This window comes from Cupriavidus sp. YAF13, assembly GCF_052113425.1.
Classification (GTDB): Bacteria; Pseudomonadota; Gammaproteobacteria; order Burkholderiales; family Burkholderiaceae; genus Cupriavidus.
On record NZ_JBFRDD010000011.1, the window covers coordinates 133033 to 148473 of the forward strand.

The 15441-nt window shown below is 66.7% G+C and carries 14 protein-coding genes; 4 read left to right on the forward strand and 10 right to left on the reverse strand.

What is annotated here, in order from left to right; all coding sequences use genetic code 11:
• Positions 1-40: 40 nt before the first annotated feature.
• From ftsW to coq7, 10 genes are all read right to left on the reverse strand, one after another.
• Positions 41-1282: a putative lipid II flippase FtsW gene (ftsW, locus tag AB4061_RS12090; protein ID WP_441633971.1), complete on the reverse strand. Its 1242-nt coding sequence runs from the start codon at positions 1280-1282 to the stop codon at positions 41-43.
• A complete protein-coding gene (gene murD, locus AB4061_RS12095; RefSeq protein ID WP_441633972.1) occupies positions 1279-2805 on the reverse strand; it encodes a UDP-N-acetylmuramoyl-L-alanine--D-glutamate ligase in 1527 nt (508 codons plus the stop codon). The genes ftsW and murD overlap by 4 nt, the downstream gene beginning before the upstream one ends.
• Before the next feature lie 50 nt (positions 2806-2855).
• Entirely contained in the window at positions 2856-4025 is a 1170-nt protein-coding gene (mraY, locus tag AB4061_RS12100; protein WP_017227540.1) for a phospho-N-acetylmuramoyl-pentapeptide-transferase, read from the reverse strand.
• 79 nt (positions 4026-4104) lie between these two features.
• A complete protein-coding gene (locus AB4061_RS12105; protein WP_441633975.1) occupies positions 4105-5520 on the reverse strand; it encodes a UDP-N-acetylmuramoyl-tripeptide--D-alanyl-D-alanine ligase in 1416 nt (471 codons plus the stop codon).
• Complete coding sequence (locus AB4061_RS12110) at positions 5517-7064, reverse strand: UDP-N-acetylmuramoyl-L-alanyl-D-glutamate--2,6-diaminopimelate ligase (RefSeq protein WP_441633977.1); 1548 nt, start codon at positions 7062-7064, stop codon at positions 5517-5519. The genes AB4061_RS12105 and AB4061_RS12110 overlap by 4 nt, the downstream gene beginning before the upstream one ends.
• Positions 7061-8860: a peptidoglycan D,D-transpeptidase FtsI family protein gene (locus tag AB4061_RS12115; RefSeq protein ID WP_441633979.1), complete on the reverse strand. Its 1800-nt coding sequence runs from the start codon at positions 8858-8860 to the stop codon at positions 7061-7063. Before AB4061_RS12115 ends, AB4061_RS12110 begins: the two co-directional genes overlap by 4 nt.
• Entirely contained in the window at positions 8857-9180 is a 324-nt protein-coding gene (ftsL, locus tag AB4061_RS12120; protein WP_441633981.1) for a cell division protein FtsL, read from the reverse strand. Before ftsL ends, AB4061_RS12115 begins: the two co-directional genes overlap by 4 nt.
• Positions 9177-10190 carry a 16S rRNA (cytosine(1402)-N(4))-methyltransferase RsmH gene (gene rsmH, locus AB4061_RS12125; protein WP_441633983.1) on the reverse strand — a complete coding sequence of 338 codons (1014 nt, stop codon included), beginning with the start codon at positions 10188-10190 and terminating at the stop codon, positions 9177-9179. The genes ftsL and rsmH overlap by 4 nt, the downstream gene beginning before the upstream one ends.
• A 7-nt stretch (positions 10191-10197) precedes the next feature.
• Positions 10198-10626 carry a division/cell wall cluster transcriptional repressor MraZ gene (gene mraZ, locus AB4061_RS12130; RefSeq protein WP_150986800.1) on the reverse strand — a complete coding sequence of 143 codons (429 nt, stop codon included), beginning with the start codon at positions 10624-10626 and terminating at the stop codon, positions 10198-10200.
• Positions 10627-11075: 449 nt separating this feature from the next.
• The gene (gene coq7, locus AB4061_RS12135) at positions 11076-11699 is read right to left on the reverse strand and encodes a 2-polyprenyl-3-methyl-6-methoxy-1,4-benzoquinone monooxygenase (protein WP_174423057.1); all 624 of its coding nucleotides are present in this window, start codon (positions 11697-11699) and stop codon (positions 11076-11078) included.
• Positions 11700-12028: 329 nt separating this feature from the next.
• Here coq7 and AB4061_RS12140 point away from each other — a divergent pair, with 329 nt between their 5' ends.
• The 4 genes from AB4061_RS12140 (at position 12029) to AB4061_RS12155 (ending at position 15416) form a co-directional block, all read left to right on the forward strand.
• On the forward strand, positions 12029-13156 hold the full coding sequence (locus tag AB4061_RS12140) for a porin (protein ID WP_441633985.1): 1128 nt from the start codon (positions 12029-12031) through the stop codon (positions 13154-13156).
• A gap of 207 nt (positions 13157-13363) precedes the next feature.
• Positions 13364-14380 (forward strand): Bug family tripartite tricarboxylate transporter substrate binding protein, encoded by a 1017-nt coding sequence (locus AB4061_RS12145; RefSeq protein ID WP_441633987.1) that lies wholly within the window; start codon positions 13364-13366, stop codon positions 14378-14380.
• A gap of 68 nt (positions 14381-14448) precedes the next feature.
• Positions 14449-14967 (forward strand): MarR family winged helix-turn-helix transcriptional regulator, encoded by a 519-nt coding sequence (locus AB4061_RS12150; protein ID WP_441633989.1) that lies wholly within the window; start codon positions 14449-14451, stop codon positions 14965-14967.
• On the forward strand, positions 14964-15416 hold the full coding sequence (locus AB4061_RS12155) for a hypothetical protein (protein ID WP_441633991.1): 453 nt from the start codon (positions 14964-14966) through the stop codon (positions 15414-15416). The genes AB4061_RS12150 and AB4061_RS12155 overlap by 4 nt, the downstream gene beginning before the upstream one ends.
• Positions 15417-15441: the final 25 nt, after the last annotated feature.

Genomic DNA, 15441 nt, shown 5'->3' on the forward strand with positions numbered 1-15441 from the left:
GGAACCAAGTGATGCTGCGCCACGGTCTGCTGCGCTACGCTCATACCTTCCCTCCGCGCATCATCACCCGGTTCTCATAGTCGATGCGTAGCAGGATCGCCAGCGCTACGCAATTCATCAAAATGCCCGAGCCGCCGTAGCTCACCAGCGGCAAGGTCAGCCCCTTGGTCGGCAGCAGGCCAAGGTTCACGCCCATATTGATAAAGGTCTGCCAGCCAACCCAGATGCCGATGCCCTTGGCCACGAGGCCGGCAAAGGTGCGGTCGAGCTGCAGCGCGGTGCGGCCGATGCCAAAGGCGCGGCGCACCATCCAGTAGAACAAGACGATCACCACCAGCACACCCACGAAGCCGAACTCCTCGCCAATCACGGCGAGGATGAAGTCGGTATGCGCTTCGGGCAGGTAGTGCAGCTTCTCGATGCTGCCGCCCAGCCCCACCCCGGTCCACTCGCCGCGGCCGAAGGCGATCAGCGAATGGGTGAGCTGGTAAGCCTTGCCCAGCGCGTTGGCTTCTTCCCACGGGTTGAGATATGCGAAGATCCGCTCGCGCCGCCAGGGCGACGCCGTGATCAGCAGCGCGAAGGCGCCCACCGCCACGCCAACCAGGCCGGCGAACAGCTTGCCGTTGATGCCGCCGAGGAAAAGGATGCCCATGGCGACGGTGGCCACCACCAGGAAGGCGCCCATGTCGGGCTCCAGCAGCAGCAGCATGCCGACCACCACCACGGCCACGCCCATCGGCAGGAAGCCCTTGCCCACGTTCTGCATCCACTCCTGCTTGCGCACGGTGTAGTTGGCGGTGTACAGCACCACCGCCAGCTTCATGAACTCGGAGGGCTGGAAGTTCATGATGCCCAGCGGAATCCAGCGCCGTGCGCCATTCACGCCCTTGCCCACGAACGGCACCAGCACGACGATCAGCATCACCAGCGCGATCACGAACAGCTTGGGCGCGTACTTATCCCAGAACTTGACCGGGATCTGGAAGGCCAGCAGGCCCATGGACAGCCCGATGAACAGCGCAAACGCGTGGCGCGCGAGGAAGTGGCTCTCGCGGTAGTTGGCATAGCGCGGCGAGTCAGGCAGCGCGATCGAAGCCGAATAGACCATCACCAGGCCAAGCGCGAGCAGCACGATCGCCACCCACAGCAGTGGCTGGTCGTACTCCATCATGCGCGAGCGCGTCGGCTTGACGCCGGACACCGCATCGCGCAGGCCGCCCCAGGCGTTGCCGATGGTGGCCCCGATAAAGCCGCTACGCTTGACCTGTGCGTCGCTCATGGCACGATCCCCCTGGACATCGCCAGTTCTTCCACCGCGGCGCGAAAGACTTCGGCACGGTGCACATAATTACGGAACATGTCGAGGCTGGCGCACGCCGGCGACAGCAGCACGGCGTCGCCGCCCTGCGCCGCACCGGCTGCCAGCGTGACCGCCTGCTCCAGCGTGGCGGCATCGGCCAGCGTGACGCCGGTGTCCTGGAGCGCGCGGCGCAGCTCGCCGGCATCCTTGCCGATCAGCACGACGGCGCGCGCGTACTGCGCCACCGGCGCGGCCAGCGGCGAGAAATCCTGCCCCTTGCCTTCCCCGCCGGCAATCAGCACCACCCGCTTGTCCAGGCCGGACAACGCGGCGACGGTGGCGCCCACATTGGTGCCCTTGCTGTCATCGAAGAACTCGACATCATCCACCGTGGCGACCCACTCCACGCGGTGCGGCTCGCCGCGGTACTCGCGCAGGCCATGCAGCAACGCGTTCATCGGCAGGTCGATGGCGCGGCACAGCGCCAGCGCGGCCATGGCGTTGGTGGCGTTGTGCATGCCACGGATATGCAGCGCGTCGGCAGGCATCAGGCGCTTGTGGCGCACCGGCACGGCTTCCACGCTCTCGGCGGCAGCGGCCTTGCGGCGGCGCGGCTTGTTCTCGCCTTCGGCTTCGCTATCGGGCTCGGCCATCACCAGCCAGGGCATGCCGCCCTCGCGCTGGACGCCGAAGCAGCCCGGGAACTCGGGCAGATCGGTGCCGAAGGTCACCAGTGCGCCGGCCGGGCGGGCCATATCCAGGCTGAGACGGTCGTTGCGGTTCAGGATCTGCAGGCAGCCGGCTTCGCCGGGCGCCGGCGCCGGGCCGAAGATCCGAGCCTTGGCGGCGGCATAGGCTTCCATGCTGCCGTGCCAGTCCAGATGGTCCTGGGTGATGTTGAGCACCGTGGCCGCGTGCGGCGCCAGCGTGTGCGTGGTCTCCAGCTGGAAGCTCGACAGTTCCAGCACCCAGACCTCGGGCAGCGTGGCCGAGGCGATGCAGGCGGCCAGCTTGTCCAGCGCCGACGGACTGATATTTCCCGCCACCGCCACGCTCTTGCCGGCGCGCTCCACCAGGCGCCCGGTCAGCGCGGTAGTGGTGGTCTTGCCGTTGGTGCCGGTGATGGCCAGCAGCTTCGGCGCGTAGCCGGACTCTGCCCGCAGATGCGCGAGTGCACGCGCGAACAGCTCGATTTCGCCCCAGACTGGAATGCCACGCTCGCGCGCCACTGCCAGCAGCGCGGCGGTATCGCTCTCCAGCGGCGACAGGCCAGGGCTGATCGTTACCAGTTCGATGCCGTCCAGCAGCGTTTCGGCCAGGGCGCCGCCATGAAACTCGGCCGAGGGCAGCTCGGCCTGCAGGAAGACCAGGTTGGCGGGAGCCTCGCGCGTGTCGGCAACGCGCACGGGGGCACCATACAGGCCGCACCAGCGCGCCATCGCCAGCCCCGATTCGCCGAGGCCCAGCACCAGCACATGAGGTTTTTGCAACTCGCCAAACACTTCGATTCCCGCCTTTTTTGCGTTACTGCGTTAGTAGATACGCGCTGGTTTCAGCGCAGCTTGAGCGACGACAGCCCAATCAGCACCAGCAACATGGTGATGATCCAGAAGCGCACCGTCACCTGCGTTTCCTTCCAGCCAGACAATTCGAAGTGGTGGTGCAGCGGCGCCATCTTGAACAACCGCCTGCCTTCGCCGTAGCGCCGCTTGGTGATCTTGAACCAGCCCACCTGCAGCATCACCGACAGCGTTTCCACCACGAAGATGCCGCCCATCACGAACAGCACAATCTCCTGGCGCACGATCACCGCCACGGTGCCCAGCGCGCCGCCCAGCGCCAGCGCGCCAACGTCGCCCATGAAGACTTGGGCCGGGTGCGCGTTGAACCAGAGGAAGGCCAGGCCCGCCCCCGCCAGCGCCGAACAAAAGATCAGCAACTCGCCAGCCCCGGGAATATGCGGGAACAGCAGGTACTTGCTGTAGACCGAACTGCCCATCACGTAGGCAAACACGCCCAGCCCGCTGCCAACCAGCACCACCGGCATGATCACCAGGCCGTCCAGGCCATCGGTCAGGTTCACCGCATTGCTCGAACCCACAATCACCAGATAGGTCAGCACGATGAAGCCGGCCACGCCCAGCGGATAGCTCACTTCCTTGAAGAAGGGCACGATCAGGTTGGACTTGTAAGGCATGTCGAGCGACAAACCGCCTTCGACCCAGCCCAGGAACAGGTCCCACACCCGCACATTGCTGCTTTCCGATACCGAGAACGCCAGGTAGACCGCGGCCACCAGGCCGATCAGGGTCTGCCAGAAAAACTTCTCGCGGCTCGACATGCCGCGCGGATCGCGATAGACCACCTTGCGGTAGTCATCCACCCAGCCGATCGCGCCGTAGCCCAGGGTCACCAGCATCACGACCCAGATAAAGCGGTTGCCCCAGTCGCACCACAGCAACGTGGAGATGGCGATCGACACCAGCACCAGCACGCCGCCCATGGTGGGCGTGCCGGCCTTGACCAGGTGCGACTGCGGGCCGATGGTGCGCACCGCCTGGCCGATCTTGAGTTCGGTCAGCTTGCGGATCACCCACGGCCCAAGGCCGAGCCCGATCAAAAGCGCGGTGAGGTTAGCCATCACCGCGCGGAAGGTCAGGTAGTTGAAGACCCGCAGGAAGCTGTAGTCGTTTTGCAGCCACTGGGCCAGAGCCAATAACATCGTGTGTCCGTATTCCTTTCGACAACCGCCCGGTCGGGCCGGGCTATCAGATTGATTCGTTAATTACTGTTGATGACGATTAATGCGTGGGAGTGTTTGCGACCAGCGCATCGACCATCCGTTCCATCCGCATGAACCGAGATCCCTTCACCAGTACCGCGCTTGCCGCCGCCACGGTACCGTCCTTGTCTTGCGCCAACGCCTGGGCGAGGTCCTCGGCCCGTTCAAAATACCGGGCTGTGGCGCCAAATGCCTGCACGGCGTGCACCATGGCCTCGCCGGTTGCCCACAGCGTCTCGATGCCGCGCGCGTTCGCGTAGGCGCCGATCTCCGTATGGAAGGCCGGCCCCTGGTCGCCCACTTCCGCCATGTCACCCAGCACCAGCAGGCGCGGCGCGGCAAACCCCGCCAGCACGTCGATGGCCGCTCGTACCGAATCGGGATTGGCGTTGTAGCTGTCATCGATCACCAGCGTGCCGCCGGTGGCATGCTTGACCTGCAGCCGGCCCTTGACCGCGGCAAACCCGGCCAGCCCTGCCTGGATCGCCTCGATGCCGACGCCCGCGCCCAGCGCGCAGGCGATCGCCGCCAGCGCGTTGCACACGTTGTGGGTGCCAAGCACCGACAGGCGGACCTCGAACGCGGCACCGGGCGCGCTGACCTGCATCACTTGCACGCCGTCGTCCAGAGCCACATCGGCGCGGACATCGGCGCTGGCATCCAGGCCAAACGACAGCACGCGGCGCGCACCGGCTGCCTGGCGCCAGATGCCCGCATGCGCGCCGCCGCCTTCGGCGTCGAGCGGGAACACCGCCACGCCGTCTGCGGGCAACGCAGCGATCGCCGCGGCGTGTTCATGCGCCACGGCCTCGACGTTCACCATGAACTCCTGGTGCTCGCGCTGCGCGTTGGTCACCACCGCCACGGTAGGCTGGGCGATGCTGGCCAGGTAGACGGTCTCACCCGGGTGGTTCATGCCGAGCTCGAGCACGGCGAGCCGGTGCGCGGCGGACAGCCGCAGCACGGTCAGCGGCAAGCCGATATCGTTGTTCAGGTTGCCGCCCGTTGCCAGGCGGGCGCCCTCCCCTACCGCCGCCGCGAAGATCGCGGCGATCATCTCCTTGACGGTGGTCTTGCCATTGCTGCCCGTCACCGCGACCGCGGGCAGGCTGAAACGGCGGCGCCAGCCGGCGGCCAGCTGGCCCAGTGCCAGGCGGGTATCGGGCACCACGATGGCGGGCATGCCAAGCGCGGCGTCGGGCTCACGGTCCACCAGCACCGCGGCGGCGCCACGCGCCACCACGTCGGCCAGGAAATCGTGCGCGTCGAAGCGCTCGCCCTTGAGCGCGACGAACAGGTCGCCCGGCTGAACCGTGCGGCTGTCGGTCAGCACGCGGGAGAACGCCCGGCTGGCTGCGCCATCGGGCCCGGAAAGACGCGCGCCGGCGATCCAGCCGGCGGCTTGCTGCAAATCGGTCATGGTGTATTGCGTCATGCTGACACCCCACGCGTGCCCAGCGTCAGGCGGACATGCTCGCGGTCGGAGAAAGGCCGCTTGCGGCCCTGCACCTCCTGGGTGGCTTCATGCCCCTTGCCGGCCACCAGCACCACGTCGGCTGCGGTGGCGTGCTTGATGGCATACAGGATGGCGGCTGCGCGGTCCTCGATCAGGTGCGCGCGGCTGCGGTCGGCCATGCCGTCGGCAATGGCGTTCAGGATGTCTTGCGGGTCTTCGCTGCGCGGGTTGTCGCTGGTCAGCACCACCTCGTCGGCAAGCCGCTCGGCCACTTCGCCCATCAGCGGGCGCTTGATCGGGTCGCGGTCGCCGCCACAGCCGAACACGCACCACAGCCGGCCCTTGCGGGCCTGGGCCACTGGGCGCAGCGCGTCCAGCGTCTTTTCCAGTGCATCCGGGGTATGGGCGTAATCGACCACCGCCAGCGGCCCGTCCTGGCCGCCATGGCTGCCGCCGAACAACTCCATGCGGCCGTCGACCGGCTTGAGCGTGCGCAGCGCGTCGAGGGCAGCGTCCCAGGCAATGCCGTTGGCCAGCGTGGCGCCCAGCACGGCGAGCAGGTTGCTGACATTGAAGGCGCCGATCATCGGCGTGCTGACATCGGCGCTGCCGAAGCTGCCATCCACATGGAAGGCGGTGCCGGCCGCGGTGGCGCGCACGTTGGTCGCGCGCAGCCACTGGCCGGTCTTGCGGCTCGGGGCGGCTGCGCCATCGATGCCGTATTCGATCACCTGCGCGGCGAGCGCGGAGTTTGCCAGCAGGCGGCCACCCATGGCATCGTCGCGGTTGATCACGGCGGCACGCAGGCCGGGCCATTGAAACAGCAGGGCCTTGGCCGCCTCGTACTCGGCCATGGTGCCGTGGTAGTCGAGATGGTCCTGGGTCAGGTTGGTCAGCACTGCAACCGCAAAGTGGGTGCCGGCCACGCGGCCTTGCTCCAGGCCGTGCGAGGACACTTCCATGGCGACCGCGCGCGCGCCGGCGCCATGCAGCGCGGCCAGGCTGTCCTGCAGCTGAACGGCGTCGGGCGTGGTGAAGCCGGTCGCCGTGAGCGCGTCAGGAAAACCGGTGCCAAGCGTGCCGATGGTGGCGCAGCGCTTGCCCGCGGCCTGCAGCACGCGCGCCAGCCACTGGCAGCACGACGTCTTGCCATTGGTGCCGGTGATGCCGGTCACGGCGAGATCGCGCGCGGCGTTGTCATACCAGCCGGCAGCAATCGGGCCGGCGAGCTGGTGCAGGCTCGACACGCCAAGGTGCGGCACGCCTTCGCCATGCGGCCAGGCGAAGCCATCGGCCTCAAAGACCACGGCGCTGGCGCCACGGGCGATCGCCTGGGCGATATGCGGGCGCCCATCGGTCGACAGGCGCGCATTGCCCAGCACATAGGCAAAGAACACGTCGCCCTGGGCCAGCCGGCGCGTGTCGCCGGTCAGCTTGGCGCCGGCGGGGGCGTGCTGGCGCAGCCAGGCCAGCGCGTCGGCGGCCTGGGCGGAGATCTCGAGGGGAAGCAGCGTCCGGGTCATTGCGTCGCGCTCCACGGTTCGCTTTCCTGCACCTTGTCGCTCACGACCAACTGGCGGATCGGCGAATCCGGTTGCACATTGAGCGCGCGCAGCGCGCCGCCGGTAATCGCGGAGAAGGCCGGGCCCGCCGCGGCGCCACCATAGTGGCTGCCCGAGGTAGGCTCATCCACGCTCACGGCCACGATCACGCGCGGGTTGGACATCGGCGCCAGGCCGATGAAGGAAGCCCGGTACTTGCTGCGGTCGTAGCCGCGGCCCACGTGCTTGTACGCCGTGCCCGTCTTGCCGCCGACCCGGTAGCCCATCACTTGGGCTTCGGGCGCAGTGCCGCCTGGCGCCGTCACCGTCTCCAGCATGGCCCGCACCTGGCGCGCCACCTCGGGCGACAGCACGCGCTCGCCAGTGACCGGGCCCTGGTTCCGGAACATGGTGACCGGGATCAGCTCGCCATCATGGGCGAAGATGGTGTAAGCGTGGGCGATCTGGAACAGCGACACCGACAGGCCGTAGCCATAGGACATGGTCGCCTGCTCGATGGGCCGCCAGCTCTTGTATGGGCGCACCCGTCCGGCCACGGCGCCGGGGAAGCCGATCTTGGGCGCCYGGCCCAGGCCCACGCTCWTATACATATCCCACATTTCCTGCGGCTTGAGCAGCATCGAAATCTTGGTCGTGCCGATGTTGCTGGACTTCTGAATGATGCCGGCCACGGTCAGCGCACCGTAGTTATGGGTGTCGCTGATGGTGGCGCCTTCGTAGGTGAACTTGCCGGTCGTGGCAAATACCGTCGACGGCGTGACCCGCTTGAGCTGCAGCGCCAGCCCGATCGTGATCGGCTTCATCATCGAGCCCGGCTCGAAGGTGTCGGTCAGGACCCGGTTGCGCAGCTGCTCGCCCGACAGGCGGGTGCGGTCGTTGGGGTTGTAGGTCGGCCAGTTGGCCAGCGCCAGCACCTCGCCGGTCTGCGCGTCGAGCACCACGGCGCTGGCCGCCTTGGCCTTGCTGCGCTCGACGATGGCCTTAACCTCGTTGTAGGCCAGGTACTGGATCTTGGCGTCGATGGAGAGCTGCTGGTCCTCGCCGTCGCGCGGCGTCTTGAGGATGCCCACATCCTCCACCACGCGGCCAAGGCGGTCCTTGATCACCTGGCGCGCGCCGGACTTGCCGGCCAGCACGCCCTCGCGCGCCAGCTCCACGCCTTCCTGGCCGCGGTCTTCGACATTGGTAAAGCCGACGATGTGCGCCATCGCCTCGCCTTCCGGATAGAAGCGCTTGTATTCGCGGGTCTGGTGAATACCTTCGATCTTGAGCGCGGCGATCTTGTCCGCGACATCCGGCAGCACCTGGCGCTTCAGGTAGACGAAGCTCTTGTCTTCCGTGAATTTGCGGCGCAGCTCCTTGTCGCTCATGTCGAGCAGCTTGCTCAACTGGCGGATCTTGTCAGCGTCGATCTCATCGGGCACATCCTCCGGGACCGCCCAGATGGCCTTCACGGGCAAGCTGGTCGCCAGCACCAGCCCATTGCGGTCGAGGATCTTGCCGCGCGTTGCGGGCAGCTCGAGCGTGCGCTGGAAGCGCTTCTTGCCTTCGGCCTCGTAGAACTGGTTGCCCGGGCCCTGGATCCAGAGCGCGCGCCCGGCCAGGGCGACGAAGGCGGCGAACATCATGAACACCACCAGCTTCGAGCGCCACATCGGCAAGCGCAGGCCAAGCACGGGGCTAGCGGCGAACTGGCCGGTGCGCGGGCGCGAAGGGTTGCCGCGCTGGGCGTTTTGCGAGGGCCGGGCGATGGTCATGGCTTACTCCCCTCGGGTGCTGCAGCCGCGGGCGCGCTGGCGGGCGGCGCGTCCAGCACCACGCCGGCCAGGTATTGGGTCCTGCCGGGAAGCACCGGCGTCATCTTCAGCTGTGTCCGCGCCGCGTCCGCGATGCGCGCGCTCTTGCCGAGCGAGCTCTGCTGGTACTGCAAGCGGGACCAGTCCATGTCGAGCTGCTTTTCTTCCGCCTGCGCGCGCTCGTGGGCGACGAACAGGGTGCGGGCCTGGTGCTGCGCGCTCACCAGCGAGAGCGCGCACAGCATCAGGGCAGCCAGCAGGAAGAAAGTCAGGCGGTTCATGGGCGGCCCGCCTTCTGGGTGGAGGCGGACGAAGGGGACGCCGGGGACGGCAGCTTCTCGGCCACGCGCATCACTGCGGAGCGGGCACGCGGATTGGCGGCAACCTCTTCGGCGCCCGGCTTGACCCGGCCGAGCAGCTTCAGCGTGGGCTGCGGCAGCTGGTCCGCGCGCAGGGGCGCGCGGCGCATGGCGGGATCGGCATTCTGCTGCGGACGGGCGTGCGCCTGCATGAACCGCTTGACGATGCGGTCCTCAAGCGAATGAAAACTGATGACCACCAGCCGCCCGCCTTCCTGCAACAGGTCGTAAGCGGCGCTCAGGCCGCTTTCGAGGTCCGCAAGCTCTTGATTGACGTGAATCCGTAGAGCCTGAAAGGTGCGGGTCGCAGGGTCCTGACCCTTCTCGCGTGTTTTGACGGCTTTCGCCACGAGCGCGGCAAGCTCGGCAGTAGTGGTAAGCGGTCCGCCATGGCCGGGTTCGCTCCGGCGAGCAACAACCGCCTTTGCAATCTGTACAGCAAACCGTTCTTCCCCATAGTCCCGTATCACCCTTGCGATGTCTTGCTCATCCGCTTGCGCCAGCCACTGCGCGGCGGTCATGCCGCGCGTGGTGTCCATGCGCATGTCCAGCGGTCCCTCGAAGCGAAAGGAAAACCCCCGCTCCGCGTCGTCGATCTGGGGTGAGCTGATGCCCAGGTCGAGCAATATCCCGGCGACCTTTCCCCGGCCCGCCAGCGCCGCCGGCATCTCGGCGAAGCTGGTGTGCTCAATGGAGAAGCGGGCATCCTTGATGGTGCCCGCCTCTGCGATTGCTGCCGGATCCTTGTCGAAGGCCACCAGTGCCCCGGCCGGGCCCAGCCGGGCCAGAATTGCCCGGCTGTGCCCCCCTCTGCCGAAGGTGCCGTCCACATAGACGCCATCGGGCCGCCAGACCAGGGCTTCGACAGCCTCGTCCAGCAACACGGTGCGATGGCGCAGGGCGGTGGTCCCCGGCGTTTGGGTTGAGCTCATGACCTCGTCAAAAAGAGAAATTCTTTAATGCTTCCGGCATGCCCTGCGCCATCGCCTGCTGTTCCTTGGCGGCGTAGGTTGCGGCATCCCAGACTTCGAAATGGCTGCCCATACCGAGCAGCATGACTTCCTTGTCGAGCAAGGCGGCGCTACGCAGCTCGGGCGCGATCAGCACCCGGCCCGCGCCGTCCATGTCGACATCAGCGGCATTGCCCAGGAAGATGCGCTTCCACCAGTGCGCGTCCATCGGCAAAGCCGCAATGCGACCACGGAAGTTTTCCCATTCAGGGCGCGGAAACAGCAGCAGGCAGCCGTCCGGGTGCTTGGTCAGCGTTACCCGGCCCTCGGCCTGCTGTTGTAGCGCTTCACGGTGCCGCGCCGGAATCGACATCCGGCCCTTGGCATCCAGTGACAGCGCCGATGCGCCCTGAAACAAGCTAGCTCCCCGGTCCGCGCCGGCATGCTTGCCACCGGCTGGCGCGTGAATCCTTTAAATCCGACGTTGGGCGATGATCCCATAGCCAGACTGCGTTTTCACACAAAAACACACTTCCTCACACTATTTCCCACTTTAGAGGAAGCGATTTCACGGGTCAAGGCTCGTTATGGGGCAACAATCCGGGTTTTTTTAATTAGAACAATGACTTAGCGCGCACACCTCGCGCACCGAAAAAGTGAATTCCCAATGAAATGAAGATCTTATGGAAGAAAGCAGAGAAACCACCTGAGAACAACTGAGGAAGGAACTGCCTGCAGCAGGAAATACGGCCGAGCCGGACCGATGGAAGGATACAACGTTTTCGCGTCTACCCCGCGTGCGGGGGGGCACCTGACTTGCCGGCGCGCGAGGCGATGGGGCGGGGCTTCCCGCTCCGGCGCCGTCACTCAGATCCGATACGCGGCGGTGGTCATCACCTTGGAGGCCGCCCGCATCATCGCGCGCACCGGCGAGGGCAGCGGCATGCCGCCCGCCTCGCGCGCGGCGGCGCCGTGCCTCACCTCGTCATCGCGCATCTGCTCCAGGATCGCGCGCGACCGGTCGTCGGCAACGGGAATCTGCTCGAGATGGCCATTCAGGTGCTGCTCGACCTGGTACTCGGTCTCGGAGACGAATCCCAGGCTGACCCGGTCGCCCGCTCGCCCCGCCGCCCAGCCAATGGCAAACGCGCCTGCGTACCAGAGCGGGTTGAGCAGGCTGGGACGCGAGCCGAGCTCGCGCAGGCGTTCGGCGCACCAGCCGAGGTGGTCTTCTTCCTCGCGCGCGGCCTCATCCATCTGTGCGCGAACCTGCGGCGTGCGCGCGGTCAGCTTCTGCGCCTGGTAAAGGGCCTGCGCGCAGACCTCACCCACGTGGTTGATGCGCATGAGCCCGGCCACGTGGCGGCGTTGCGTCTCGTCAAGGCTCTGCGCATCGGGCGCAAGCGCCTCGGCGGGATTGGCACGACTGGCGCGGGTGACGCCTGCGATCGCGCGCAAGGCCACATCGAATTCGCGAATCAAGGTATCCATGGATGCATGCGCTGGTGGTTGCTCGGAGCGGTTCCGCGTCCCACGCCCTGGCGAAGGGGGGATGGGCCGATGAATACGCTCTCGGGATTTCCCGCATTGTACCGTGGCCGACTTGCCTGGCCTCTCCCGCCCGGCCTGCGCTGGCAAGGGCCAGATACTCCAAAACCCTGAGTTGTGAAAAGCTGACAAGGGCAGTGATCCCGATTGTGAATCGAGGGCGGTTTGTTACAGTAGTTGGCAGCTTCTGACGAAGTTGGGTAAGCGGAAAATGGAGACTCAGGAGGTTTCTCCGCTGGCCACCAATAATTCTTACACGGAGATCATCGAGCATGAAAAAATCGCTTCTCGCGCTGGCTGCGTTGGGTGCATTCGCGGGTGCCGCACAGGCCCAGTCCAGCGTGACGCTGTACGGCGTTGCGGATATGAACCTCGAATACGTCAATCACCTCGGCGTTGCACCGTCGGCCGCCAACGGCCTCAGTACCGGTCGCGGCGACTCCGTCTTTCGCATGTCCTCCGGTGGCCTGTCCGGCTCGCGTTGGGGCCTGCGCGGCGTGGAAGACCTGGGCGGCGGCTTGAAGGCGCTGTTCGTGCTCGAAAACGGCTTCGCCCTCGACACCGGCTCGCTGCAGCAAGGCGGCCGCCTGTTCGGTCGTCAAGCGTACGTAGGTATCGAAAGCGCCCAAGTTGGCCGCTTCACCTTTGGTCGCCAGTACACCACGCTGTTCGACCTGCTCGCCAACTTTTCGCCCAGCGGCTACGCCACCCAGTATGAGCCGGTGGTCGCCCAGCTCGGCCTGAACTTCCGCTCCGACAACACGGCCAAGTACACGGGCGTATTCGGTCCGGTGACCGCGATCGCACACTGGTCCTTCGGCAACGGCGTGGCAGGCAACGGCGAAGTCCCGGGCCAGTTCCGCCGCGACACCGGCTATGGCGCCGGCGTGGCCTACGCTGCCGGTCCGTTCGGCGCGACTATCGCCTACGACCAATACAACCCGAGCATCTCGAATCCGGCTACTGCCGCCTTCCTCGGCACTGGCACGGCCAAGAAGGCTGCCGTCGCGGGCAGCTATGCCTTTGGCCCGGCCAAGATCATGGGCGGCTATCGCTGGGGCCAAACCAAGGCACAGACCGGTGCCACCGTGCTGCGCGACAACTACTACTGGATCGGCGCCAACTACCAGGTCACCGCACCACTGGGCCTGACGCTGCAGTACAACTATGACGACGTCAAGAACCTCGGCGGCGTCAACGTCAAGAACCCGTGGCAGATTTCGTTCATCGCCGACTACAACCTGTCCAAGCGCACCGACGTTTATCTGACCGCCGCGTACGCGAAGAACGCCGGCCTGAACCTCGACACGTCGGCGATCAGCTTCGCCAATACCTACTTCCTCGGCAGCAACAACAACAACATGCTGGGCGCCGCCGTGGGTATCCGCCACAAGTTCTAAGCGCATCCGCGCGGCACGGCAAAGGCACCTTCGGGTGCCTTTTTTCATGGCGCGGCCTCGCCTCTCGGTCCTAGGGCATCACCTCATCGGCACATTGTTATGCCGACACTACAATGCAGCAGCCTTCCGGATGCATCGGCGATGCGTACCGCGTCATTGCGCCATCGCGCCATCCGGCAAAACGCAGGCACCCATAAGGAGACTCCCATGCACCGCACCCGCCGCCGCGCGACCCACAGGCTGCTTGCCACCATCGCTGGTGCCTGCCTTGCCCCCCTTGCCTGGCAAGCGCCCGCGCAAGCCGCGGACCCCTACCCGAACAAGCCGATCCGCCTGGTGGTGCCGTTCCCTGCCGGCGGCACGACGGACATCCTGGCGCGCGCCGTGGCCGCCGAGCTGTCGAAGCTCCAGGGCTGGAACGTAGTCGTCGACAACCGGCCGGGCGCGGGCGGCAACATCGGCACCGACATGGTCGCCAAGGCCGCGCCGGACGGCTACACGCTGCTGATGGGCACGGTGGGCACGCATGGCATCAACCAGTCTCTGTACGGCAAGCTGCCGTTCGACCCGGTCAAGGACTTCGCCCCCATCACCGAGGTGGCCTCGGTGCCCAATGTGCTGGTGGTCAACCCCGCCTTCGCGCAGCAAAACCGCATCAACAGCGTCACGGACCTGATCGCCTATGCGCGCGCCAACCCCGGCAAGCTCAATATGGCGTCGAGCGGCAACGGTACCTCGATCCACCTGGCAGGCGAGCTGTTCAAGACCCAGACCCGTACCTTCATGGTGCACTTCCCCTACAAGGGCAGCGGCCCGGCCCTGACCGACCTGGCCGGCGGCACCATGCAGCTGATGTTCGACAACCTGCCCTCATCGATGGCGCTGATCAAGAGCGGCAAGCTCAAGGCACTGGCCGTCACCAGCGCCAAACCCTCGCCGGCGCTGCCGGGCGTGCCAACGGTGGCAGAGGCGGCCCGCCTGCCGGGCTTCGAGGCCAGCTCCTGGTTTGGCTTGCTGGCGCCCGCCGGCACGCCGCACGAGATCGTCGCGCGCGTCCAGCAGGAAGTCGCGCGCGCGCTGGCCACGCCGGCCATGCGCGAAAAGATGCTGGCCCAGGGTGCCGACCCGGTCGGCAACACGCCGGAGCAGTTCGCCGCCGTTATCCGCGCCGAGCTCGCCAAATGGGCCAAGGTGGTCAGGGACTCGGGCGCCAAGGTCGATTGAGGCGCGGGCCGGCCCGTGGCGGCGTGCGAGCGCATATACTTGAGGCATCAAACAACCAGCGTGCCGCGATGCCCATCCCACCTGCCGCCGAGGCCCCGCCCAAGGCCGGCGCCGAAGAAGCGCCGGTCGATCTCGAAACCAGTGCCGACGATAACGCCCACGACGCCCTGCGCCTGTGGCTGCGTCTGCTGACCTGCACCAATCTGGTCGAGGCCGACATCCGCTCCCGGCTGCGTCAGGATTTCGCCTGCACCCTGCCGCGCTTCGACCTGATGTCCCAGCTTGACCGCCATCCGGAGGGCCTGAAGATGGGCGAGCTATCGCGCCGCATGATGGTCACCGGCGGCAACGTCACCGGCATCACGGACCAGCTCCAGCAGGAAGGCCTGGTCTCGCGCGAGGCATTGCCAAGCGATCGCCGCGCTTACCTGATCCGGCTCACGCCGGCCGGGCGCACCGCATTCTCCAAGATGGCGCGCGCGCACGAAGACTGGATCGAGCAATTGTTCGGCGGCCTGCCCCAGACCGATCGGCGCGCCCTGTTCCGCTTGCTGGGCCGGCTCAAGACCGGGCTGGTGAGCGCATGAACGCGACCCGTTCGGCAGCGGGCGCGCTTTGCGCCTCGCTGCTGACGCTACTCCTCGTGGCTTGCCAGAGCACGCCGCCGGGGCCCAAGGTGTCACCGCTCAACGTCAGCATCAAGCTTGGGCGCATCGGCGCGAAGACGCTGGTGGGCCAGGTCGACATGCCGGACAACGGTGCGGCGAGCACCGCCGTGGGCGTTGGCGGCGGTGCATGGAACGGCGGTGGCTCGAGCGGCGCAGGCGTTGGCTTTTCCATCGACCTGAATACGTTGCTACGCCCGCGGCCGCGCATGGACCTGTTTCAGTACACGGTGGCGCCACTGGATGGCAGCGGCGGCAACGTCATCGTCAATGGCCCCGCGGCGCCTGGCCTGGAACCCGGCGCCTGCGTGCGGATGGTCTATCCCGACGGCGCCCCCGAGCCGCTGCTCGTGCCCTCCCGGGAATGCTGACGCGCCCCGCTGAATGAAGAACGGC